At 60.9% G+C, this 20,413-nt stretch carries 21 protein-coding genes; 10 read left to right on the forward strand and 11 right to left on the reverse strand.

The genetic code is table 11. The features are described from left to right. Nucleotides 1-97: 97 nt before the first annotated feature. Both AUK77_RS11995 and AUK77_RS12000 read left to right on the forward strand, forming a co-directional pair. Nucleotides 98-1,906 carry a zinc-dependent metalloprotease family protein gene (locus tag AUK77_RS11995; protein WP_296130005.1) on the forward strand — a complete coding sequence of 603 codons (1,809 nt, stop codon included), beginning with the start codon at nt 98-100 and terminating at the stop codon, nt 1,904-1,906. Nucleotides 1,907-1,972: 66 nt separating this feature from the next. After that, the gene (locus tag AUK77_RS12000) at nt 1,973-2,482 is read left to right on the forward strand and encodes a type II secretion system protein N (RefSeq protein WP_296130008.1); all 510 of its coding nucleotides are present in this window, start codon (nt 1,973-1,975) and stop codon (nt 2,480-2,482) included. A 92-nt stretch (nt 2,483-2,574) separates the two neighbouring features. On the opposite strand, the gene AUK77_RS12005 is transcribed toward AUK77_RS12000, so the two are convergent. The 5 genes from AUK77_RS12005 to AUK77_RS12025 all read right to left on the reverse strand — a co-directional run bounded on the left by AUK77_RS12005 (nt 2,575) and on the right by AUK77_RS12025 (nt 6,486). Further along, entirely contained in the window at nt 2,575-3,918 is a 1,344-nt protein-coding gene (locus tag AUK77_RS12005; RefSeq protein ID WP_296130011.1) for a DUF1329 domain-containing protein, read from the reverse strand. A gap of 179 nt (nt 3,919-4,097) precedes the next feature. Continuing rightward, a complete protein-coding gene (gene trmB, locus AUK77_RS12010; protein WP_296130013.1) occupies nt 4,098-4,817 on the reverse strand; it encodes a tRNA (guanosine(46)-N7)-methyltransferase TrmB in 720 nt (239 codons plus the stop codon). 158 nt (nt 4,818-4,975) lie between these two features. Next, nucleotides 4,976-5,770: a thiazole synthase gene (locus AUK77_RS12015; protein ID WP_296130016.1), complete on the reverse strand. Its 795-nt coding sequence runs from the start codon at nt 5,768-5,770 to the stop codon at nt 4,976-4,978. 58 nt (nt 5,771-5,828) lie between these two features. After that, nucleotides 5,829-6,029: a sulfur carrier protein ThiS gene (gene thiS, locus AUK77_RS12020; protein ID WP_296130017.1), complete on the reverse strand. Its 201-nt coding sequence runs from the start codon at nt 6,027-6,029 to the stop codon at nt 5,829-5,831. An 82-nt stretch (nt 6,030-6,111) separates the two neighbouring features. Further along, nucleotides 6,112-6,486, reverse strand: coding sequence for a DUF423 domain-containing protein (locus AUK77_RS12025; protein WP_296130020.1), 375 nt, complete (start codon nt 6,484-6,486; stop codon nt 6,112-6,114). Between the two features lie 67 nt (nt 6,487-6,553). On the opposite strand from AUK77_RS12025, the gene mtgA reads away from it, so the two are divergent. Further along, nucleotides 6,554-7,291 (forward strand): monofunctional biosynthetic peptidoglycan transglycosylase, encoded by a 738-nt coding sequence (mtgA, locus tag AUK77_RS12030; protein WP_296130023.1) that lies wholly within the window; start codon nt 6,554-6,556, stop codon nt 7,289-7,291. A 130-nt stretch (nt 7,292-7,421) separates the two neighbouring features. On the opposite strand, the gene AUK77_RS12035 is transcribed toward mtgA, so the two are convergent. The 5 genes from AUK77_RS12035 to ftsY form a co-directional block, all read right to left on the reverse strand. Beyond that, nucleotides 7,422-8,033 carry a hypothetical protein gene (locus tag AUK77_RS12035; protein WP_296130026.1) on the reverse strand — a complete coding sequence of 204 codons (612 nt, stop codon included), beginning with the start codon at nt 8,031-8,033 and terminating at the stop codon, nt 7,422-7,424. A gap of 135 nt (nt 8,034-8,168) precedes the next feature. Next, complete coding sequence (gene rpoH / locus AUK77_RS12040) at nt 8,169-9,023, reverse strand: RNA polymerase sigma factor RpoH (RefSeq protein WP_296130028.1); 855 nt, start codon at nt 9,021-9,023, stop codon at nt 8,169-8,171. Nucleotides 9,024-9,132: 109 nt separating this feature from the next. After that, complete coding sequence (ftsX, locus tag AUK77_RS12045) at nt 9,133-10,152, reverse strand: permease-like cell division protein FtsX (RefSeq protein ID WP_296130030.1); 1,020 nt, start codon at nt 10,150-10,152, stop codon at nt 9,133-9,135. After that, nucleotides 10,149-10,817, reverse strand: a complete 669-nt coding sequence (gene ftsE / locus AUK77_RS12050) for a cell division ATP-binding protein FtsE (RefSeq protein ID WP_296130033.1) — start codon at nt 10,815-10,817, stop codon at nt 10,149-10,151. Before ftsE ends, ftsX begins: the two co-directional genes overlap by 4 nt. A gap of 1 nt (nt 10,818) precedes the next feature. Continuing rightward, nucleotides 10,819-12,234, reverse strand: coding sequence for a signal recognition particle-docking protein FtsY (ftsY, locus tag AUK77_RS12055; protein WP_296130048.1), 1,416 nt, complete (start codon nt 12,232-12,234; stop codon nt 10,819-10,821). Between the two features lie 253 nt (nt 12,235-12,487). On the opposite strand from ftsY, the gene AUK77_RS12060 reads away from it, so the two are divergent. The 4 genes from AUK77_RS12060 to AUK77_RS12075 all read left to right on the forward strand — a co-directional run bounded on the left by AUK77_RS12060 (nt 12,488) and on the right by AUK77_RS12075 (nt 17,099). After that, nucleotides 12,488-13,843, forward strand: a complete 1,356-nt coding sequence (locus AUK77_RS12060; RefSeq protein ID WP_296130035.1) for a pitrilysin family protein — start codon at nt 12,488-12,490, stop codon at nt 13,841-13,843. Continuing rightward, nucleotides 13,836-15,317, forward strand: coding sequence for a pitrilysin family protein (locus tag AUK77_RS12065; RefSeq protein WP_296130037.1), 1,482 nt, complete (start codon nt 13,836-13,838; stop codon nt 15,315-15,317). The genes AUK77_RS12060 and AUK77_RS12065 overlap by 8 nt, the downstream gene beginning before the upstream one ends. Beyond that, entirely contained in the window at nt 15,317-15,922 is a 606-nt protein-coding gene (rsmD, locus tag AUK77_RS12070; RefSeq protein ID WP_296130039.1) for a 16S rRNA (guanine(966)-N(2))-methyltransferase RsmD, read from the forward strand. Before AUK77_RS12065 ends, rsmD begins: the two co-directional genes overlap by 1 nt. A gap of 187 nt (nt 15,923-16,109) precedes the next feature. Continuing rightward, the gene (locus AUK77_RS12075) at nt 16,110-17,099 is read left to right on the forward strand and encodes a hydrolase (RefSeq protein ID WP_296130040.1); all 990 of its coding nucleotides are present in this window, start codon (nt 16,110-16,112) and stop codon (nt 17,097-17,099) included. A 100-nt stretch (nt 17,100-17,199) separates the two neighbouring features. Here the strand turns inward: AUK77_RS12075 and AUK77_RS12080 are convergent, their stop codons facing one another. Beyond that, nucleotides 17,200-17,859 (reverse strand): TetR/AcrR family transcriptional regulator, encoded by a 660-nt coding sequence (locus AUK77_RS12080; protein WP_296130043.1) that lies wholly within the window; start codon nt 17,857-17,859, stop codon nt 17,200-17,202. 232 nt (nt 17,860-18,091) lie between these two features. On the opposite strand from AUK77_RS12080, the gene AUK77_RS12085 reads away from it, so the two are divergent. From AUK77_RS12085 to AUK77_RS12095, 3 genes are all read left to right on the forward strand, one after another. Next, on the forward strand, nt 18,092-19,534 hold the full coding sequence (locus tag AUK77_RS12085) for a coniferyl aldehyde dehydrogenase (protein WP_205231541.1): 1,443 nt from the start codon (nt 18,092-18,094) through the stop codon (nt 19,532-19,534). 61 nt (nt 19,535-19,595) lie between these two features. Then, nucleotides 19,596-20,141 (forward strand): twin-arginine translocation pathway signal protein, encoded by a 546-nt coding sequence (locus AUK77_RS12090; RefSeq protein WP_296130046.1) that lies wholly within the window; start codon nt 19,596-19,598, stop codon nt 20,139-20,141. A 156-nt stretch (nt 20,142-20,297) separates the two neighbouring features. Continuing rightward, a partial coding sequence (locus AUK77_RS12095) for a hypothetical protein (RefSeq protein ID WP_296130051.1) occupies nt 20,298-20,413 on the forward strand: 116 nt, incomplete at its 3' end.

Here is a 20,413-nt window from a genome sequence, read left to right on the forward strand (position 1 = left end):
ACCGTGAAAATTGAATCGTCTTCATGATCAATCCCTCGTATTCGGAGATGTCACGATTCAGTTTAGACCACTGCAACAGTTAACTCAGACAGAGCCAATGAAAAAGGTGCAAACCCTCTGCGCCCTGGCACTGGCACTGGCATTGGCCGCTCACAGCGCACAAGCCAACCCGCACACCGTCGATATCATGGTGCTCTACACCAAAGATGCACAGGCGCTGCCAAACGGCCGCGACATTGATGCGCGCATCGCCAGCTACATCGAATTCACCAACACCGCATACGCCAAAAGCGGCATCAACATCCGCTTGCGCCTGGTGCACAAACAGCTGCTGGACTGGGCCAATTACTACGACGTAACAGGTGCCAATCTCAACAAATTCACCAATGACAGCCAGGTGCAGCGTCTGCGCGAGCAATACGGCGCCGACCTGGTGCAACTGATCAACCGCACCACCCAAGGCCAGGGCTATGGCATCTGTGGCATCGCCTGGATGGGCACCGGCACCAAGAACAGCGACCTGTTCAACAGCGGCGCCAAGGCAATGGCCTATGGCCTAACAGGGGTTGATTGCAGCCTGAGCACCTTTGCCCACGAAGCCGGCCATAACATGGGGCTGCGCCACTCCTACGAGCAGGACGTGGAAGATGGCTACTACAACAGTAACGGCCACAGCGGCACCCACGAATGGAGCCGTGGCTACGGTGTGCAAGGCCAGTTCAGCACCATCATGGCTTACCCGCAGGTGTTCGGTGCGCGCCGCCAAGCTCCGGTATTCTCCAACCCAAAAATCAGCAATAGCGACTGCGCCAACCAGGCCTGCGGCATGCCAGACCGCGCCGACGCCGTACGTGCGCTGAATGCCATGGCCAGCCAAATTGCCGCCTTCCGCCCGACCAAAGTACCGGTCACTGGCAACCCTGGCACTGGTACCGGCACCCCTACACCGCCACCGGCCGAACTGCCATGGTGCAGTAAACCGGCGCTCAACAGCCTGGTGAGTAACGGCGAGTTCCGCACTGCTGACGGTTGGCGTGCCCTGTTTGCGCAAGCCGATTTGAGCCTGGTCAACGTGGCCCTGAACTGCCGCGACAATGCGCTACAGATGCAGGCGCAATCCTTCGACGTGCTGGCAACTCCCGTCACTGGCCTGACCACTGGCACCCAGTACCGCTTGAAAGCCAAAACCATGCTCAAAGCGCGCGACAGCCGCGAGAATGTGCGCCTGGCGATTCTGCAAGAGAGCACCGACGGCCGCTTCTCCTTCAGCGCCGATCAAGCTGTCAGCCTCTCAGTGACCGGGAATGAATTCAGCCGCCTGGAGAAAACCTTCACCTACAAAGCCGCCAGCAATGTGCGCAACCTCTACGTGGCGGTGTGGAGCGACAGCGGCAGCAGCCTGCTGATTGATGAAGTGGAGTTGCAGGCCATCAAAGCAAGCGCCCCACCGGTCGCCCCAGCCCCGACACGGTTTGGCTGGAACTTTGAAAGCGGCATCGCCGGCTGGTCGGCCGTACATGGCAGCATCCGCGCCAGCACCTTCGCAAGCGCTAGCCGCAGTGCTCTAGAAGCGCACAGCCGTAAGTTCGAAGGTTCGGGGGCCAGCGTCAGCGTGCTGGGCAATGTGCAAGCCGGCAGTCGCTACCGGGTAACCGCAGACGTCACCGTTGGCCGCGCCGCAACGGTCAGCGCCATTGCCTACGCCTACCTGTATGTCGAAGACAGCAACGGCCGTGGTCAGTACCTGTCATTGGGCCAACGCAACACCCGTGGCGGTACGTGGAGCAAACTGCAGCAGGACGTGCAACTGCCCGCTGGCAACCTGCGCCGTGCAGACCTGCTGATCGTCGGCACTCAACGTGGGCAATCACTGTTTATCGACAACATCGCGATCAACAAGCTGTAACCCGCCCGTCACCCATAAGCCCCTGGCTGCTATCGCTGCCAGGGGCTTTTGCATTGAGGAAGACGCATGTCGCCGACACATCTAGCGCGCCTACCCGCCGCTCTTTGCTTGCTGCTCTTGCTGGCGGGGAGTTTGAGTCTGTCATACCAAGGCGCGGCTTTCTGGCGCTTGCTCGCCCAGCCAGCAACCACAGCTACGCCCGTAAAGCGTGCAGCCGAACCAACCCTCAACCTGCAGCAACTGGCTGATTTATTTGGTAGGCCCATGCCGGCCAACAACGGCCCCGCGCCCGCCACCGCTCTGAATTTAAAACTGATGGCCGTGTTCACTCACCCACACAGCAACCGCTCCAGCGCGGTGATCGCGCAGACTGGCGACACGCCCCGGCGCTTCAAGGTCGGCGACAGCATCAGCCAAGGCGTGACCCTGGCCAGCGTCGAACGCCTGCATGTGACCTTGCTACGCGACGGCCGCCGCGAGAGCCTGCATTTTCCGGATAAGAACCCCGGCGGGCGCGTAGATAGCAACATCCAGCCATCAGCAGGACCGCTCAAACCGCCCATCACCCAGCTCTGATCACTTCCGCCCAACAAGGCTTTACATCCGACAACGGGCAAAAAGGCATAAAAAAACCGCCTGCAAGAGGCGGTTTCGGGTTCAGCGCAAACTCAGTTGCCTTCGCGGCGCAGGGCCTGCGGGGTGAAGTCGCGCGGGTGCAGTTTGGCGTTGAAGTCGTACATCGGCTCGTTGTTGTCCATGCCGTCGACGAAGTAGCGCTTGCCCTTGAAGTCGTAGATGGTCTCCAGAGTGCTGCCGAACATGGGTACGTCGTAGTAGCTGATCGGATGACTTTCCTGCAGGCCGCTCAGCGTGCCGCTCTTGTCATAGAGGTCGACGGCCAGAATCTGCCAGCTGTCTTCGTCGATGTAGAAGCGGCGCTTGGCGTTCGGGTGGCTGAAGCCTTTACGCAAATCGGCATCGACTATCCATACGCGGTGCAGCTCGTAACGCAGCAGTTCCGGGTTGACGGTATTGCTGCGCAGGATGGTGTCGTAGGCGATGCCCTTCTGGTGCACGGCGTAGCTGTTGTAAGGCACCAGCATTTCCTGCTTGCCCACCAGCGTCCACTCGTAGCGGTCCGGCGCACCGTTGTAGGAATCCACTTGGTCAGCAGTGGCCATGCCGTTGGTGTCCGGTTGCAGTGAGTCATACGCCAGCATCGGCAGACGACGAACGCGACGCTCGCCACGGTTGAAGCGCCAGGCCTTACGAATAGCCAGAACCTGGTCGAGGGTTTCCTGAATCACCAAGGCCGAACCGGACAGCTTGGACGGTGCCACCACTTTGTACTTGTAGAAAAACAGGGTGTTGTCCAGGTCTTGCGGGCTGACGCCGTCGCGGCCGTAGACGAAATAAATCTCGCGCTCCAGCTTGAGCAAGTTGAAGGCACCACTCGACAGCACAGCCGCCTGATTGGTGACAAAGCGGATCTGGTCGCCACGGTAACGCATGATGTGGTTCCAGATGGCTTCCTGGCCGGTTTGCGGCAGCGGGAACGGGATACCCGACGCAACACCTTCCACACCATTACCGCCGGAAATCAGCTCGGCACGCTCAGCATTGAAGCGGGTCGCGTCATAGATACGCTGCGGCGCGGCCGCGCTGCGGCGGGTCGGGAAAACGTTGAGGAAGTAGTCTGGATTTTTTTCCAGCAGCAGCTTCAAGCCGTCCGGCAACTGCGCCTGATGTTGCGCCAGATTCTGGCTGTTGACTTGGTACAGCGGCGCATCGGCACTGTAAGGATCAGGGTGGTGCATGCCCGGCTGGTAGTTGGCCGGCGGTTGCGCCATGCCACCATCCCAGGCCGGAATGGTGCCAGCAGCATTGCCTGCACGCTCGCCGCCCAGCGGCGTCAGATCTTGACCCAGGCGCGCAGCCTGAGCGCTGTCGACGCTGGCGTGTGCCTGAAGCGCACACGTAGCCAGCAGCAGGATGGAAAAGGTTCTCAACACAGCGATCTCCTCGCAGCCTGGCCTGAGGCAGGGCTGCTGTTGTTATGACCCGATCGTAGTGATCGAGTGTAGGTACCGTCTTGGTGAGGAGCCGTCCTGGCGGGCGTCGGATTATTCCGATCTAGTGCGATCTTCCCTGGGCTTGGTTTTAGCTACGCCCTGACGGGCGCTTGAAACATTCAGCTATTGCGTTGGAACTTGAGATCCCAGACGCCATGCCCAAGACGTTCACCGCGCCGTTCAAACTTGGTGGTCGGGCGCTCGCTTGGACGGGGGATGTATTGCCCGTCAGCCGCCAGGTTCTGGTAACCCGGCGCGACATTCATCACTTCCAGCATGTATTCAGCGTAGGGCTGCCAATCGGTGGCCATGTGCAGCACGCCACCCACCTTGAGCTTCTGCCGCACCAGCTCAGCAAACGCCGGCTGCACGATACGCCGCTTGTTATGTTTGGCCTTGTGCCACGGGTCCGGGAAGAATAGCAGCACGCGATCCAGGCTGGCGTCGGCCACGCAGTTGCGCAGCACTTCCAGCGCATCGCAGCTGTATACGCGCATATTGCTGAGGTTTTGCGTCATCAAACCATTGAGCAGCGCACCGACACCCGGACGGTGCACTTCAACGCCAATAAAGTCTTGCTCGGGCGAGACAGCGGCCATCTCCAGAGTCGAATGGCCCATACCAAAGCCGATCTCAAAGGTGCGCGGCGCAGTGCGACCGAAGACCTGATCGAAGTCGCGCAGGCCATCCTCCAGTTGCAGGCCAAACTTCGGCCAGCCCTGATCGAGGCCACGCTGCTGGCCCTCAGTCATGCGCCCGGCGCGCATCACGAAACTCTTGATCGCGCGGTGCTTTGAGGTGTCTTCAGCCGGCTCGGGCTGTTGCTGCAAATCAGTCATGCTGTGCTCTTAAAGTGCTTTTAGAGTGCTTTTACGATTTCGCGAGCTAGAGCCATGCAAGGCAAAAACAGGCGAGGAAGCGGAGTTTACGAGTTGTAAATGAGCATTCCGAGCCTGTTTTTAACGCAGCAGGGCCGACGCGCAGCAAATCGTAGTCCTTACTTGATCAGGCCATCCAGCGGCGACGAGGCGCTGGCATAGAGTTTTTTCGGCATGCGCCCGGCCAGGTAGGCCATGCGCCCGGCGATGATCGCGTGCTTCATGGCCTCGCCCATCAGGATCGGGTTCTGCGCATGGGCGATGGCGCTGTTCATCAGCACCGCCTCACAGCCCAACTCCATGGCGATGGTGGCGTCGGATGCGGTGCCGACACCGGCATCGACCAACACCGGCACGGTCGCTTCTTCAAGGATGATGCGCAGGTTATACGGGTTGCAGATGCCCAGCCCGGTGCCGATCAAACCGGCCAGCGGCATCACCGCGATGCAGCCCTTGGCCGCCAGTTCGCGAGCGATGATCGGGTCATCACTGGTGTACACCATGACGTCAAAACCGTCTTTGACCAGCACTTCGGCGGCTTTGAGGGTTTCGATGACGTTGGGGAACAGGGTTTTCTGGTCCGCCAACACTTCCAGCTTGACCAAGTTATGGCCGTCGAGCAGTTCGCGGGCCAAACGGCAGGTGCGCACCGCTTCAACAGCGTCGTAGCAACCGGCCGTGTTCGGCAGGATGGTGTAACGCTCGGGGCTGATCACATCCAGCAGGTTCGGCTCACCCGGGTTCTGCCCGATGTTGGTCCGACGCACCGCCACGGTAACAATCTCGGCGCCGGAGGCTTCGATGGCCAAGCGGGTTTCTTCGAGGTCTTTGTACTTGCCGGTCCCCACCAGCAAACGCGACTGATAAGTACGGCCGGCCAGAGTAAAGGGCTTGTCGCTGGGCGCATGGCTCATGGGTAATCCTCGTGAAGGTGGGCGGCAATCAGAACGCGATCAAACGAAGACGCTAGGCTCAACCACCGCCAATAGCATGGACCACTTCTATCTGATCGCCCTCGCGCAAGACGGTGCTGGCGTGCTGGCTGCGCGGCACGATATCCAGATTGAGCTCAACCGCCACGCGGCGTGTGCTCAGGTCCAGACGCTCGATCACACCGGCAACCGTTTCCCCATCGGGCAATTCAAAAGCTTCGCCGTTTAACTGAATACGCATGACGGTTCGGTCACAACTGGGAAAGGGCCGGCATTCTAGCCTGATCACGAACGCCGACCAAGGCTCAAGCTCGCCGCTCGTCCTAAGCGCCGTGCTTCCAGGCCGCCAACCCCAGGCAGAACCAGCCCAGTAGAAAGCTCACCCCGCCCACGGGCGTAATCATGCCCAGCGCGCCGATGCCGCTTAATGTGAGCGCGTACAAGCTGCCAGCAAACAGCACGATGCCCAACGCAAAGTAGCCACCGGCCACGTTCAGCAAGCGCGACGGGCGCTGCAGCGCAAGCACCCCAACGCCGAACAGGGCCAACGCATGAATCAGGTGATAGTGCGTGCCGGTTTGAAACACCGTGAGGTAGGCCGGCGTCAGCACATTTTTTAACCCATGAGCGGCAAACGCCCCCAGGCCCACACCGGTAAAACCGGCCAAGGCAGACAGCAACAACCACAAACGCGCCATACATCACTCCAGCCAGATAAAAATCGCTGGCTATAATGGCCGGCAAATCCCACCCGGCCAAGTACGCATGTTTCGATCCATCGCTCGTCGCCTGCTCAAACTGCTGTTCTGGCTGGCCGTCGGCTCCGCGCTGCTGGTGCTGATGCTGCGCTGGGTGCCACCGCCCGGCACTGCGCTGATGCTGGAGCGCAAAATCGACGCCTGGCGCGACGACCAACCCATCGACCTGCAACGCACTTGGCGACCCTGGGCTGAACTGCCAGACGACCTGAAAATGGCCGTAATTGCCGCTGAAGATCAAAAATTTGCCGAGCACTGGGGCTTTGACGTCGCGGCCATCCGCGCCGCACTGGCGCATAACCAGCAAGGCGGCTCCGTACGCGGGGCCAGCACCCTCAGCCAGCAAGTGGCGAAAAACCTGTTTCTCTGGTCGGGCCGCAGTTGGCTGCGCAAGGGACTGGAAGTGTGGTTTACCGGGTTGATCGAACTGCTATGGCCCAAACAACGCATCCTTGAGGTGTACCTCAACAGTGCCGAGTGGGGCGACGGTATTTTCGGTGCCGAGGCGGCCGCACGGCATCACTTCAAGGTCGGCGCGCCGTATTTGTCACGCCAGCAAAGCAGCCTGCTCGCCGCTGTGCTGCCCAACCCGCGCGCCCGCAGCGCCAGCCGCCCCAATGCCCACACCGCGCGCCGCGCCAACTGGATTCGCCAACAGATGTGGCAACTCGGTGGCAGCCATTACCTCAACCGCCTGCAGCCCAACCGCCCCGAATGGTGGCCGGATTGGCTTAAAGGGGTTTAACAGCGCGGCATGCCGCCACCTGTAGGTCGGCGTTGAGCGCAGCCCAACCTATAAATACCTGCCTCGTCGACACTTAAGGCACTGCCCAAAACACCTACGTTCTTAGAGGTGCCCTTAAGTCGAAATACACTCAGCGCTGCTGCAACAGGTGGCGAGGTACAGCGTAGAGGAAGAACAGCTCGTCACTCTGCAGGTGCGCAGTCAAGCCCAGTTCGGGGTAGACCCAGGCATTGCCTTCGGCCAGTTCCAGAGTCAACCGCGGCTGGCCGAGGCTGGCGGCCAGTTGATCGGTGTCCATCGGCTCAGGCGGCAACAGGGTCAGGGCGATGATCGGGCGGTTGGCCAAAGCGACCAGCAGCGGGCTGCCCAAAGGTTGCTCCTTATCGCCGGGTTGCACGCCGGCCGCCGCCATCAGGCTGTCACGCTCAGCCGCTTGCAGGCCCACTTCAGCTTCCAGCGACCAGGCCTCTTCGCCTTCATTTACGGTTGCGCGGTAGAGCAGGCGCGCGCCCTCGGGGTTGGGCTGCAACCACAGCTCGCCCGTTTGTACGTCACGCAGGTGCACCAGGCTCAGCTGGTCGTCCGCCAACGGAGTAAACACCGTGCTTTGCCATTGCACCAACCAGGGCCACGGCTGAGCCGGTGCTTGCGCACGCATCAACCAAGCGCCCCAGGCAAAAAACAGCGCGGCCACTGCGGCAAAGATCAACCAATGCTGAGGGCGTATCGGTGGCAATTTCATCAGGTTGTTCCTTGACCATATAAACCGCCGGGAGCGATTTTTAACGTCGCACAGCGACAGCACAAAGGGTGGCCAGCAGAGAAGACAGGCCATAAAAAAGCCGCACCTAGGTGCGGCTTCTGACGGTAACGCGCGTTACGCGGCGATGGAGCCTTTAAGCTTGTTCATCGCATTTTTTTCCAACTGGCGAATACGCTCAGCCGAGACGTTGTACTTGGCCGCCAGGTCGTGCAGGGTGGCTTTTTCTTCGGCCAGCCAACGCTGGTAAAGAATGTCACGGCTGCGTTCGTCCAGGCTTTCCAGCGCTTCGTGCAGATTGGCCGTGGAGTTGTCGCTCCAGTCGGCATCTTCCAGCTGGCGGGCCGGGTCGTAGCGGTGGTCTTCCAGGTAATGCGCAGGCGACTGGAAGGCGCTTTCATCGTCCGCCTCGGCAGCCGGGTCAAATGCCATGTCGTGACCGCTCAGGCGGCTTTCCATCTCGCGCACTTCGCGTACTTCCACGCCCAGGCTTTCAGCCACGGCATGGGCTTCGTCGTTATTCAGCCATGCCAAGCGTTTTTTCTGACTGCGCAGGTTGAAGAACAGTTTGCGCTGGGCCTTGGTGGTGGCGACTTTGACGATGCGCCAGTTGCGCAGAATAAATTCGTGGATTTCCGCGCGAATCCAATGCACAGCGAAGGACACCAAGCGCACACCCATTTCCGGGTTGAAGCGTTTGACCGCCTTCATCAGGCCGACGTTGCCTTCCTGAATCAGATCCGCCTGCGCCAGGCCGTAACCCGAGTAACTGCGGGCGATATGTACAACAAAACGCAGGTGCGCCAAGACCATTTGCCGGGCGGCTTCGAGGTCTTGGTGATAGAAGAGACGCCCGGCCAGCTCGCGCTCCTGCTCGAGGGTCAACAGCGGAATGCCGTTTACCGCATGCACGTACGCTTCGAGGTTGGCACCCGGAACCAGAGCATGAACAGGCTGCAAAGAAGTGGACATTTGAATCCTCCGACTTACGAATCGTGGGGCAGTCTAGCACTGCCCTATGGGACTTTGTACCTCGGTACAAGTTCCCTTACACATAGTCAATATCAATTAAAACAATAACTTAACGTGGCGCTAGTTCGTTCAGGTGGCGCGCCACCGCCAACCAGGCGCCAATATAGCCCAACAACACCGCGCCGAGCAGCAGGGATAGACCATCGGCCACCGGCACGCCATCCAAGCCGAAATTGCTGCCGTAAAGACCGGCGAGGTTAACCACGGCATCGTTGAGCCAGTTCAGGCCAAAGGCCAGCAGCAGCCAGGCAAACACACCGGCCCCAACGCCGTACAACGCCCCCATATATAGAAAAGGCCGACGTACGTAACTGTCCGTGCCGCCCACCAGTTTGATCACTTCGATCTCGACACGGCGATTCTCGATGTGCAGGCGGATGGTATTGCCGATCACCAACAACAGCGCCATCACCAGCAGCAAGGTCAGGCCGAAGACAAAGCGCTCGCCCAGTTTAAGCATGGCGCTCAGGCGCTCGACCCAGAGCAGGTCCAACTGCGCTTGCTGCACGCGGGGTAACTCGGCCAGGCGCAGGCGCAAGGCCTCCAAGGCGACCTTATCGACCTCTTGCGGGGTGACGACGATAACGCCTGGTAATGGGTTATCCGGCAGTTCCTTCAAGGCTTCGCCAAGACCCGATTGCTGCTGGAACTCTTCCAGCGCCTGTTCGCGGCTGATCCACTCGGCCTCTTCCACATCAGCCATGGCCGCGATGTCTCCACGCAGGGCCTGGCCTTGGGCTTCAGTGGCATCAATCTGCAAAAACAGCGAAATCTGCGCCGCGCGCTGCCAGGACACGCCCAAACGCTCGACGTTATCCAGCAACAGCGCCAAGCCCATCGGCAGGCTCAGGGCCACGGCCATCACCAGGCAGGTGAAGAAGCTACCAATCGGTTGTTTGGCCAAGCGACGCAGGCTATCGACCAGACTGGCGCGATGGTTTTCCAGCCAGGCGTGCAGTTGATGCGAGAAGCTCGGGCCTTCGTCACCGGTCGGTGGCGTTTCAGTTTTCTTCGGCGCGGCACCGACGCGTTGCGCGGGTTGCGGTGGCGGCATACGGGTGGCGCTCATGCGGCCTCCCCGTCGCCGATCAGGCGACCACGTTGCAAGGTGAGCATGCGATGACGCATACGCGCGATCAGGGCTAGGTCGTGGCTGGCGATCAGCACCGTGGTGCCCAAGCGGTTGATGTCTTCAAACACGCCCATGATCTCGGCGGCCAGACGCGGGTCGAGGTTGCCCGTCGGCTCATCCGCCAGCAACAGGGCCGGACGGTGAACAACGGCGCGGGCGATGCCGACACGTTGCTGCTGGCCGGTGGACAGGTCGCCAGGGTAGAGGTCAGCCTTTTCGGCCAACGACACGCGCTCAAGCGCCGTGCGCACGCGGGTGCCGATTTCGTCCTTGGACAGACCGAGAATCTGCAAGGGCAGCGCGACGTTGTCGAATACGCTGCGGTCGAACAGCAACTGATGGTTTTGGAACACCACACCGATCTGCCGACGCAGGAACGGGATCTGCGCATTGGTGATGTGCGACAAATCCTGACCGGCCAGCAGCAGTTTGCCGCTGCTGGGGCGCTCCATGGCCAACAGCAAACGCAACAAGGTGCTTTTGCCCGCGCCGGAATGGCCGGTGACAAAGAGGAACTCGCCACGGCGCACGTGGAAGCTCAGTTCGTGCAGCCCGACGTGGCCGTTGGCGTAGCGTTTACCGACCTGCTCGAATTTGATCATCCTATTTCTCCGCGAACAGCGCCTGAACGAAGGCTTCAGCCTCGAAGGTGCGCAGGTCATCAATGCCCTCACCCACCCCGATATAACGAATCGGCAAAGCGAACTGCTTGGCCAAGGCGAAGATCACCCCGCCCTTGGCGGTGCCATCCAGCTTGGTCAGGGCCAGGCCGGTGAGGTTGACCGTCTGATTGAACTGCTTGGCCTGATTGATCGCGTTTTGCCCGGTGCCGGCATCCAGCACCAGCAGCACTTCGTGCGGCGCGCTTTCATCCAGCTTGCCGATCACGCGGCGAACCTTCTTCAACTCTTCCATCAAGTTGTCTTTGGTGTGCAGACGCCCGGCGGTGTCGGCAATCAGCACGTCCATGCCACGCGACTTGGCCGCTTGCACCGCATCGAAAATCACCGAGGCGGAATCGGCACCGGTGTGCTGGGCAATGACCGCGATCTGGTTGCGCTCACCCCACACCTGCAGCTGCTCGACGGCAGCGGCGCGGAAGGTGTCACCCGCAGCCAGCATGACTTTCTTACCGTCCTGCTGCAGTTTTTTCGCCAATTTTCCGATGGTGGTGGTTTTGCCTGCGCCGTTTACGCCGACCACCAAAATCACATAGGGCTGCTTACTGCTGTCAATTTTCAGCGGCTGTGCGACCGGCTTGAGCAGTGCCACCAGTTCATCTTGCAGCGCTTTGTACAGCGCGCCGCTGTCGGCCAACTCTTTGCGCGCCACACGTTTAGTCAGGTTGCCGATGATCGCCGTGGTGGCTTCAACGCCGACGTCGGCGGTCAGCAGGCGGGTTTCCAAGTCTTCAAGCAGGTCATCGTCGATAACCTTCTTGCCAAGAAACAGGCTGGCCATGCCCTCGCCCAAGCTGGCGCTGGTTTTCGACAGGCCTTGTTTAAGTCGCTCAAGGAATCCAGCGCGGTTTTCCTCGGCACTTTTAACGGGTTCGGCTGGCTTTACCGGCTCGACCACAGGCGCGGGCGGCGGTGCAGGCGGCTCAACCGGCACCTCCACGTGGGCGTGCAGCACTTCACTGCCGGCATTAATACGAAAACGCGAGGGGCGCGGCGCGGGATTGGCTTCGGCTGAAGGCGATTGAACGTCGGCTACAGGCTGCGCTGCAGCGGCAACCGGAGCAACCGGAGCAACCGGAGCAACCGGAGCAACCGGAGCAACCGGAGCAACCGGAGCAGGCTGCGCCTCAACGACCGTCTCAACAACGACAACCGGCGGGATGACGGGCGCAGCAACGGGCGCAACAACCTCGGCGGTCCCGTTAACCGGAATCACCGGTGCAACCGCCGGCTGTGCCTGAGCAGGCTCAGGCACAGCCGGCGCCTGATCAGTGGGCGGGGCTGCTTGCGGCAAAGAATCAGCCGGTGTTTGCGGCTTTTTGCGCAACCAGCCAAACAGGTCTTTCTTCTCCGCGGGCTTCTCGGCAGAGGCCGGCGCAGAGGGTGCGGGTTTACGGCTATCTCAAAGGAGCGACGCGCCAGCCACAGGCTCTGAAAGCACTACTCACGCGACATTTAAAAGCTGAAGAGTGCACGCGGTAACAATCAGAAGCTTTAGCAGGCGTGGTCGCCAGTAAAACGGATGCGTATCCTAGCACCTCCGCGCCCGCCGACGCTAAGACCAAGCGGGCCTGTTCGACAGGTCGAAATCTATGCTCAAGATTGCCCAACGCAGTGCAACCCTGCTGCTCAGTTTGCTCTGCATACCGCTGACGGCCCTGGCCGCCGACACTCAACCGACCCATGAATTCAGCCTCGACAACGGCCTCAAGGTCATTGTGCGCGAAGATCATCGCGCGCCCGTGGTAGTTAGCCAGCTCTGGTACAAGGTCGGCTCCAGCTACGAGACGCCCGGCCATACCGGCTTATCGCATGCCCTCGAACACATGATGTTCAAAGGCAGCCGCAAGCTGGGCCCCGGCGAATCTTCACGCATCCTGCGTGACTTAGGCGCTGAAGAAAACGCCTTCACCAGCGACGATTACACCGCCTACTACCAAGTGCTGGCCCGTGATCGTCTGGCCGTAGCCCTGGAGTTGGAGGCTGACCGCTTGGCCAGCCTGGCCTTGCCGGCCGATGAGTTTCTTAAAGAGATGGAAGTCATCAAGGAAGAACGCCGCCTGCGCACCGATGACCGCCCCGGCTCGCTGGCCTTTGAGCGATTTTCCGCCATGGCCTTCCCGGCCAGCGGCTACCGCACGCCGACCATTGGCTGGATGGCCGATCTCGAGCGCATGACCGTTGAAGACCTGCGCGCCTGGTATGAAACCTGGTACGCACCGAACAACGCCACGCTGGTGGTTGTCGGTGATGTCAGCGCCGCCGAAGTGAAAATACTCGCCGAACGCTATTTCGGCCCCATCCCCAAGCGCCCCTTGCCAGCAGCGAAAATCCCCCGTGAGCTGGCCAAGCCCGGCGAGCGGCGGACCACGCTGTACCTGAAAACCCAACTGCCGAGCCTGATTATGGGCTTTAACGTGCCGGGTCTGGCCACCGCTGAACAGCCGCGCCAGGTCTATGCCCTGCGCCTGGCCGCCGCCCTGCTGGACGGTGGTTACAGCGCTCGCCTGCCCGCGCGCCTGGAACGTAATCAGGAGTTGGTGGCGGGTGCCTCCGTCTGGTACGACGGTTTCCCCCGTGGCGACAGCCTGTTTGTGCTTTCCGCCACGCCGAACGTGCAAAAAGACAAAACCCTGGCGCAGGTCGAAGCCGGCCTGTGGCGTGAACTGGAAGATTTGAAAAACACCCCGCCCAGCGCCGAAGAACTGGCCCGCGTGCGTGCTCAGGTGATTGCCAGCTTGGTGTTTGGCCGCGATTCCATCACCAGTCAGGCCACCGCCATCGGCCAACTGGAAACCGTCGGCCTGTCGTGGAAACTGATTGATCAAGAGCTGGCTGAACTGGAAGCCGTCACCCCGGCCGATATTCAGCAAGCCGCCAGCACCTTTTTTACCCGCGACCGCTTGAGCGTCGCCCATGTTCTGCCTGAGGAGTCGCGCAATGAGTGAGCGCAATGGCCTGCGCTACGGCCTGCTCGGCCTGGCGCTACTGATACTGCTGGCGTTGCTGGCCCTGATCATCCCCCGCCCGAATAGCGCACCGGCTCCGATCGCCAGCGCTGATCCGGACAAACTTGAATCCCTCGCCGCCCTAGGCGACCAAGCCCCCAGCCGCCGCGACCTGAACATCCAGAGCTGGCAAACAGCCGAGGGTGCCAAGGTGTTGTTTGTCGAAGCCCGCGAGCTGCCGATGTTCGACCTGCAACTGACCTTCGCCGCTGGCAGCAGTCACGATGACGGCGTGGCGGGCCTGGCCTCGCTGACCAACGCCATGCTTAACGAAGGCGTGCCGGGCAAGGATGTCAGCGCCATTGCTGCCGGTTTTGAAGACCTTGGGGCGAACTTTGGCAACGGTGCGTTCCGCGACATGGCCATTACCAGCCTGCGCAGCCTTAGCGCCCCGGAGCAACGCGAACCCGCCCTGCAGCTGTTCACCCAAGTGATCGGCCAACCCACCTTCCCGGACGATTCGCTGGCGCGGATCAAAAACCAGATGCTCGCGGGCTTCGAATTCCAGAAGCAAAACCCCGGCAAACTCGCCAGCCTGGCGTTGTTTGAGCGCCTGTACGGCAGCCATCCCTATGCCCACCCAAGCGATGGCACGGCTGAATCGGTCCCGACCATCAGCCGCGAGCAACTGCAAGCGTTCCATGCCAAGGCCTACACCGCGCAGAACGCGGTGATTGCACTGGTCGGCGATCTCTCGCGCAGCGATGCCGAAGCGCTGGCCAACCAGGTTTCCGCCGCCTTGCCGAAAGGCCCGGCACTGCCGCGCATCGCCCAGCCGGAAACACCTGAGCCGGGGCGGCAACATATTGAGTTCCCGTCCAACCAGACGCACCTGATGATTGCCCAACTGGGCATCGACCGGCGCGACCCAGACTATGCTGCCCTCTACTTGGGTAATCAGGTGTTTGGCGGCGGTGGCTTTGGTACTCGTCTAATGACTGAGGTGCGTGAAAAACGCGGCCTGACCTACGGTGTGTATTCGGGGTTCAGCGCCATGCAAGCGCGCGGCCCCTTTATGATCAACCTGCAAACCCGCGCCGAACTGGGCGATGGCACCCTGCAACTGGTCAAAGACATGCTCACCGACTTCGTGCGCAATGGCCCGACCGCCGACGAACTGAATAACGCCAAGCGCGAACTGGCCGGCAGCTTCCCGCTTTCAACTGCCAGCAATGCCGATATTGTCGGCCAGCTCGGTTCAATGGGCTTCTATGACCTGCCATTGAGCTACCTGGAAGACTTTGTGCGCGACGTGCAGGCGCTCAACGTTGAGCAGGTAAAAGCCGCCATGGCCAAACACCTCAATCCTGAGGCGCTGGTGATCGTTACTGCCGGCCCGACCGTAACCCAAGAAGCACTGCCGCCCCCCACCGACCGCCCCGCCGAACAACCTTCCGGCGTACCGGAGCACTGATGAGTAAGCAAGCCAAAGCGCAGAAAGCCCTCCCCGCCCACGGTGGCGACGGCCAACTGCGGATCATTGCCGGGCAATGGCGCTCACGCCAATTCAACTTCCCCATGGCAGCGGGCCTGCGCCCGACGCCCAACCGCGTGCGCGAAACGCTGTTTAACTGGCTCGCACCATACGTTGAAGGGGCCAAGGTGCTCGACCTCTTCGCCGGCAGCGGTGCACTGTTTCTTGAAGCCCTGTCACGCGGTGCCGGCAGCGCCCTGGCGCTAGACCTCAACCCAGCGGCCATCGCCAGCCTGCGCAGCCACCTGCACACACTGCAATGCGACAACGGCCAGTTGCTGCAAACCGACGCCCTGCTCTACCTGCAAAACCCAGCCGCCACGCCATTCGACCTGGTGTTTCTCGACCCGCCGTTCAGCCAAAACCTGCTGCTGCCCGCCTGCACCCTGCTGGAGCAGAACGGTTGGCTGGCGGCCGATGCCTGGGTCTACACCGAAAGCGAAAACCCACCCTCCAGTCTCGGCATGCCCGGCAACTGGCGCTTGCACCGTGAGCAAAAGGCCGGGCAGGTCTACTACGCGCTGTGGCAGCGCACGGCAGCTTAGGGCTTTTGCAGGGTGGGTTAGCCGGAGCCGATCACCGGGGGTTAACCCCGGGATGTAGACGGCACAACCCACCAGACTGCAGAACACGCCCACCCAAGGTCAGGTTCTGTTATTCGCACCCGTCATATAGCTTCCGTTTCACCGCCCAAGGCCCTAGCCTGAGCGCTTTCCCAAGCGATACCGGTTCATGACCAATCCGTTCAAACCCGCCTGGTGGCTGCCCGGCCCCCATCTGCAAACCCTGTGGAACCCGATGTGTCGCCAGCCGGCGAAGCTTGCGCGCACGCGCGAACGGCTGTGGCTCGACGATGGCGACTTTCTTGATCTGGACTGGCACGGCCCGCACGAAGCCGAAGCACCACTGGTGTTGGTGCTGCACGGTCTGACCGGCTCATCCGACTCGCTCTATGTGCTGGGCTTGCAGCAGCAACTGGCGGCTCAGGGCTGGGCCAGCGTGGCGCTGAACTGGCGCGGCTGCTCCGGCGAGCCGAACCTGCTGGCCCGTGGTTACCACTCCGGCGCCAGTGAAGACTTGGCCGAAACCATGCGCCACCTGCGCGCCCTGCGCCCGATGGCGCCGCTGTATGCCGTGGGTTATTCACTGGGCGGCAATGTGTTGCTCAAATACCTGGGTGAAACCGGCGCAGACAGCCAGTTGCAGGGCGCGACGGCGGTGTCGGTGCCGTTTCGTCTGGATCAGTGCGCCGACCGTATCGGCATGGGCTTTTCCAAGGTCTACCAGCGTCACTTTATGCGCGAGATGGTCGCCTACGTGCGCAACAAGCAGCGCCTGTTCGCCCATCAGGGCATGCATGACCGCCTCGCTGCGCTGGACAGCCTCGGCACGCTGGACAACATGCGCACCTTCTGGGATTTCGACGGCCGCATCACCGCGCCGCTGCATGGCTACGCCGACGCCGAGGACTACTACCGCCGCGCGTCCAGCCGTTACTTTCTCGGCCGTATCGAAACACCCACGTTGATCATTCAGGCGGCCGACGACCCCTTCGTCTTCCCCCACAGCCTCCCCGAAGCCGACGAACTGTCGCCGAGCATCGAATTCGAACTGCACGCCCACGGCGGCCATGTCGGTTTTGTCGAAGGCAGGTTGAGTAAACCGGGCTATTACTTGGAACGGCGGATTCCACAGTGGCTGAAACACCAACTCAACCCGTAGCCTGGATAAGCGCAGCGCAATCAATCCGGGACGGTAAACCCGGATTGCGCCAAGGCTTATCCGGGCTACGCATTGTCGCCACAGCGAAGCCGCTTGTAATTCAGATCACCTGATCCAACGGCACATGCAGTTTGGCGTAGAGGGCATCGAGCGCCTCACGGGCCTCAGGCGCGGTGTAGCCGCCTTCGAGCGCCAGCACTTGATAGATGCCACGGCGCAGCATTTCTTCACTGAGGTCACCCGGATTGCCACGGGTGGTGCACAGGAAGCGCACCCACGAGGTCATGATGATCCAGCTGTTGAGGGTCAGGGCTTCGATCTGGGTGGCGTTCATCAGCAGAATGCCGGCCTCGACAAAACCCTGATAAATACCCTGCGCCTGCACCAGGCAGCGCTGAGCAAACAGGCGGTAGCGCTCAGCCAGTTCAGCGTCGCTTTCCAGCAAATGCTCCAGATCGCGGTGCATAAAGCGGTAGTGCCACATGGCCGCGAGCAGCGCTTCGAGGTAGAAGGTTTTGTCCTGCACGGTCAGCGCACGGCCCTCAGGGCGGCGCAGAAAGGTATCGACCTGACGCTCATACAGGGCGAACAACTCGGCGATGATCGCCTGCTTGTTACGGAAGTGGTAGTACAGGTTACCCGGCGAAATCCCCAGGTGCGCAGCGATGTGATTGGTGGTCACGCTGCGTTCGCCCTGGGCGTTAAACAGCGCCAGGCTTTCCTGAATGATGCGTTCGCGGGTTTTTAGTGGGGCTGACATAAGGCTCGTACTCAACTCAAAAGCCCGGCAAAGGTACACGCACCCGCCGCCAAAGTGTTACCCGCACACCCTCTCAGGCGACCCGCTAACTTTTCGTTGGGCTGCGTCCGTCGGCTGGTCGCGGCATGCTATTTGACAGATTAGAGCAATTGCTCTAAAAAACCAGCATAGCCATTTCAAGCAGCATCAGCCCCTTGATGCCTGCAATGCTGGATTGCCAAGGAGCCGCATCATGGTCGCCGACGTCGCTTACCTCGAACAAAGCCTGCAACACAGTCAACAGCAAATCAGTCAGCTGCAGAGCAGCTTTGCCGTTCAGCGGCAGGCATTCAAAGCTAACCCCATGCCGTCTGCCGAGCAGCGCATCCAGTGGCTCAACGCCCTGCGCGACATGCTCAGCAACGAGCGCGAGGCGCTGATCAAAGCGATTTCCCAGGATTTCAGCAACCGCAGCGCCGACGAAACCCTGCTCGCCGAACTGATGCCCAGCCTGCATGGCATCCACTACGCGACCAAGCGCATCAAAAAATGGATGAAGCCCTCGCGCCGCAGCGTCGGCATGCAGTTTATGCCCGCCTCCGCCAAGGTGATTTACCAACCGCTGGGCGTGGTCGGCGTGATCGTACCGTGGAACTACCCGCTGTTTCTGGCCATTGGCCCGCTGGTGGGCGCACTGTCGGCTGGCAACCGGGTGATGATCAAGATGAGTGAGTCGACCCCGGCCACCTCAAAACTGGTCAAAGACCTGCTGGCCAAGGTGTTCCCGGAAGATCTGGTCAGTGTCAGCCTGGGCGAAGCTGAGGTGGGCATGGCCTTCTCCAAGCTGCCGTTCGATCACCTGCTGTTCACCGGCGCCACCAGCATCGGCAAACACGTGATGCGCGCCGCCGCCGAGAACTTAACCCCTGTAACCCTGGAACTGGGCGGCAAATCGCCGGCCATCGTCTCGGCCAGCGTGCCCCTGAGTGACGCCGCCGAACGCATCGCCTTCGGTAAAACCATGAACGCCGGGCAAACCTGCGTGGCTCCGGATTACGTGCTGGTGCCCAAAGACCGTGTGGACGGTTTTATCGAGGCTTACCGCAACGTGGTGCAAAGCTTCTACCCACAGCTCAAAGACAACCCGGACTACACCGCCATCATCAACGAGCGTCAGTTGCAGCGCCTCAACAGCTACCTGCAGGACGCCGAAAGCAAAGGCGCGACCATCATCCCGCTTTACCCAGAAGCCCAAGGCCGACGCATGCCGCAGGCGGTGCTGCTGAACGTAACGGATGAGATGAAAGTGATGCAGGACGAGATCTTCGGCCCGCTGCTGCCGATCATCCCCTACGACAAACTGGAAGACGCCTTCGCCTTTATCAACGAGCGCGATCGCCCGCTGGCGCTCTACTACTTCGGCTATGACAAGGGCGAGCAACAGCGCGTGCTGCACGAGACCCATTCGGGCGGTGTGTGCCTCAACGACACCCTGCTGCACGTTGCCCAAGACGACATGCCGTTTGGTGGCGTCGGCCCTTCCGGCATGGGCCATTACCACGGCCACGAAGGGTTCCTGACCTTCAGCAAAGCCAAAGGTGTGTTTATCAAGCAGCGCTTTAACGCCGCCAAGATGATCTACCCACCGTACGGCAAGGCGCTGCAGAAACTGGTCTACAAACTGTTCGTGCGTTAACCCCATGACCTTAGGCGTTGGCCCGCTGACGCCTGCAAAACCTGTTTTGGTGAAAACAACAATGCATAACACCACCCTTGACTCACCCAACCTGTCGCGCCGCAGCCTGCTCAAGGTTGGCCTGCTAGGCACGGCATTACTCGGCACGGCAGGGCTCACCGCCACCCTCAGCGGGTGCTCGGCAAGCACACCCAAAGCTGGCTTCGCCGTGCTGCGCGAAACCGACCTGCCGTTTTTTCAGGCGCTGATTCCGGTGCTGCTCCACGGCGCGGTGCCTGCAGAACAGATGCCTGCCGCAGTCAGCGCCACGCTGCAAAACCTCGACTACAGCCTCAACCACGTCTCGCCGGAAATGCTCAAGCTGACCGTGCAATTGTTTGATGTGCTGGCACTGCCCATCACCCGTGGGCCGTTGACCGGCATTTGGGGCAGCTGGGAAAACGCCTCGCCGGCGGACATGCAGGCGTTTCTTGAGCGCTGGCAGAACAGCTCTATCGGCCTGCTCAGAATGGGCCATTCGTCCCTGCTGCAACTGGTGATGATGGCCTGGTACAGCCGGCCGGAGTCGTGGGCACACTGTGGTTACCCCGGCCCGCCGGCTGTCTGATGGCCGGCTGGCTGCGCGTCGGCCAGGCGTTGTTGCAGATGCGCTCGGACTGCTCATTTACAGCTCGTAAACTCCGCGTCCTCGCGCATATGCGCCTAGCCTGGCTCTAGCTCGCTCAACCTTTTATGCAGTGCGATCATAAAAAGAGAACCTGAAATGCCTGTACCCGATAGCTTTAAAGAAGGTTTGGCCCGTGGTTGGAAGACCTATAACGGCTCGCGTCTGGACAACGACCTGACCCTCGAAGCCGATGTGGCCATCGTCGGCAGCGG

Origin of the sequence: Pseudomonas sp. Ga0074129, from assembly GCA_001465025.1 — a bacterium.
In the GTDB taxonomy this organism is placed as follows: Bacteria; Pseudomonadota; Gammaproteobacteria; order Pseudomonadales; family Pseudomonadaceae; genus Aquipseudomonas.

Coding starts and splice junctions, on each gene's coding strand:
- rpoH (WP_296130028.1), bottom strand. CDS start 9,023: ATGTCCACTTCTTTGCAGCCTGTTCATGCTCTGGTTCCGGGTGCCAAC.
- AUK77_RS12085 (WP_205231541.1), top strand. CDS start 18,092: ATGGTCGCCGACGTCGCTTACCTCGAACAAAGCCTGCAACACAGTCAA.
- mtgA (WP_296130023.1), top strand. CDS start 6,554: ATGTTTCGATCCATCGCTCGTCGCCTGCTCAAACTGCTGTTCTGGCTG.
- AUK77_RS12035 (WP_296130026.1), bottom strand. CDS start 8,033: ATGAAATTGCCACCGATACGCCCTCAGCATTGGTTGATCTTTGCCGCA.
- trmB (WP_296130013.1), bottom strand. CDS start 4,817: ATGACTGATTTGCAGCAACAGCCCGAGCCGGCTGAAGACACCTCAAAG.
- ftsE (WP_296130033.1), bottom strand. CDS start 10,817: ATGATCAAATTCGAGCAGGTCGGTAAACGCTACGCCAACGGCCACGTC.
- AUK77_RS12000 (WP_296130008.1), top strand. CDS start 1,973: ATGTCGCCGACACATCTAGCGCGCCTACCCGCCGCTCTTTGCTTGCTG.
- AUK77_RS12075 (WP_296130040.1), top strand. CDS start 16,110: ATGACCAATCCGTTCAAACCCGCCTGGTGGCTGCCCGGCCCCCATCTG.
- rsmD (WP_296130039.1), top strand. CDS start 15,317: ATGAGTAAGCAAGCCAAAGCGCAGAAAGCCCTCCCCGCCCACGGTGGC.
- ftsX (WP_296130030.1), bottom strand. CDS start 10,152: ATGAGCGCCACCCGTATGCCGCCACCGCAACCCGCGCAACGCGTCGGT.
- AUK77_RS11995 (WP_296130005.1), top strand. CDS start 98: ATGAAAAAGGTGCAAACCCTCTGCGCCCTGGCACTGGCACTGGCATTG.
- AUK77_RS12060 (WP_296130035.1), top strand. CDS start 12,488: ATGCTCAAGATTGCCCAACGCAGTGCAACCCTGCTGCTCAGTTTGCTC.
- thiS (WP_296130017.1), bottom strand. CDS start 6,029: ATGCGTATTCAGTTAAACGGCGAAGCTTTTGAATTGCCCGATGGGGAA.
- AUK77_RS12025 (WP_296130020.1), bottom strand. CDS start 6,486: ATGGCGCGTTTGTGGTTGTTGCTGTCTGCCTTGGCCGGTTTTACCGGT.
- AUK77_RS12015 (WP_296130016.1), bottom strand. CDS start 5,770: ATGAGCCATGCGCCCAGCGACAAGCCCTTTACTCTGGCCGGCCGTACT.
- AUK77_RS12090 (WP_296130046.1), top strand. CDS start 19,596: ATGCATAACACCACCCTTGACTCACCCAACCTGTCGCGCCGCAGCCTG.
- AUK77_RS12065 (WP_296130037.1), top strand. CDS start 13,836: ATGAGTGAGCGCAATGGCCTGCGCTACGGCCTGCTCGGCCTGGCGCTA.
- AUK77_RS12080 (WP_296130043.1), bottom strand. CDS start 17,859: ATGTCAGCCCCACTAAAAACCCGCGAACGCATCATTCAGGAAAGCCTG.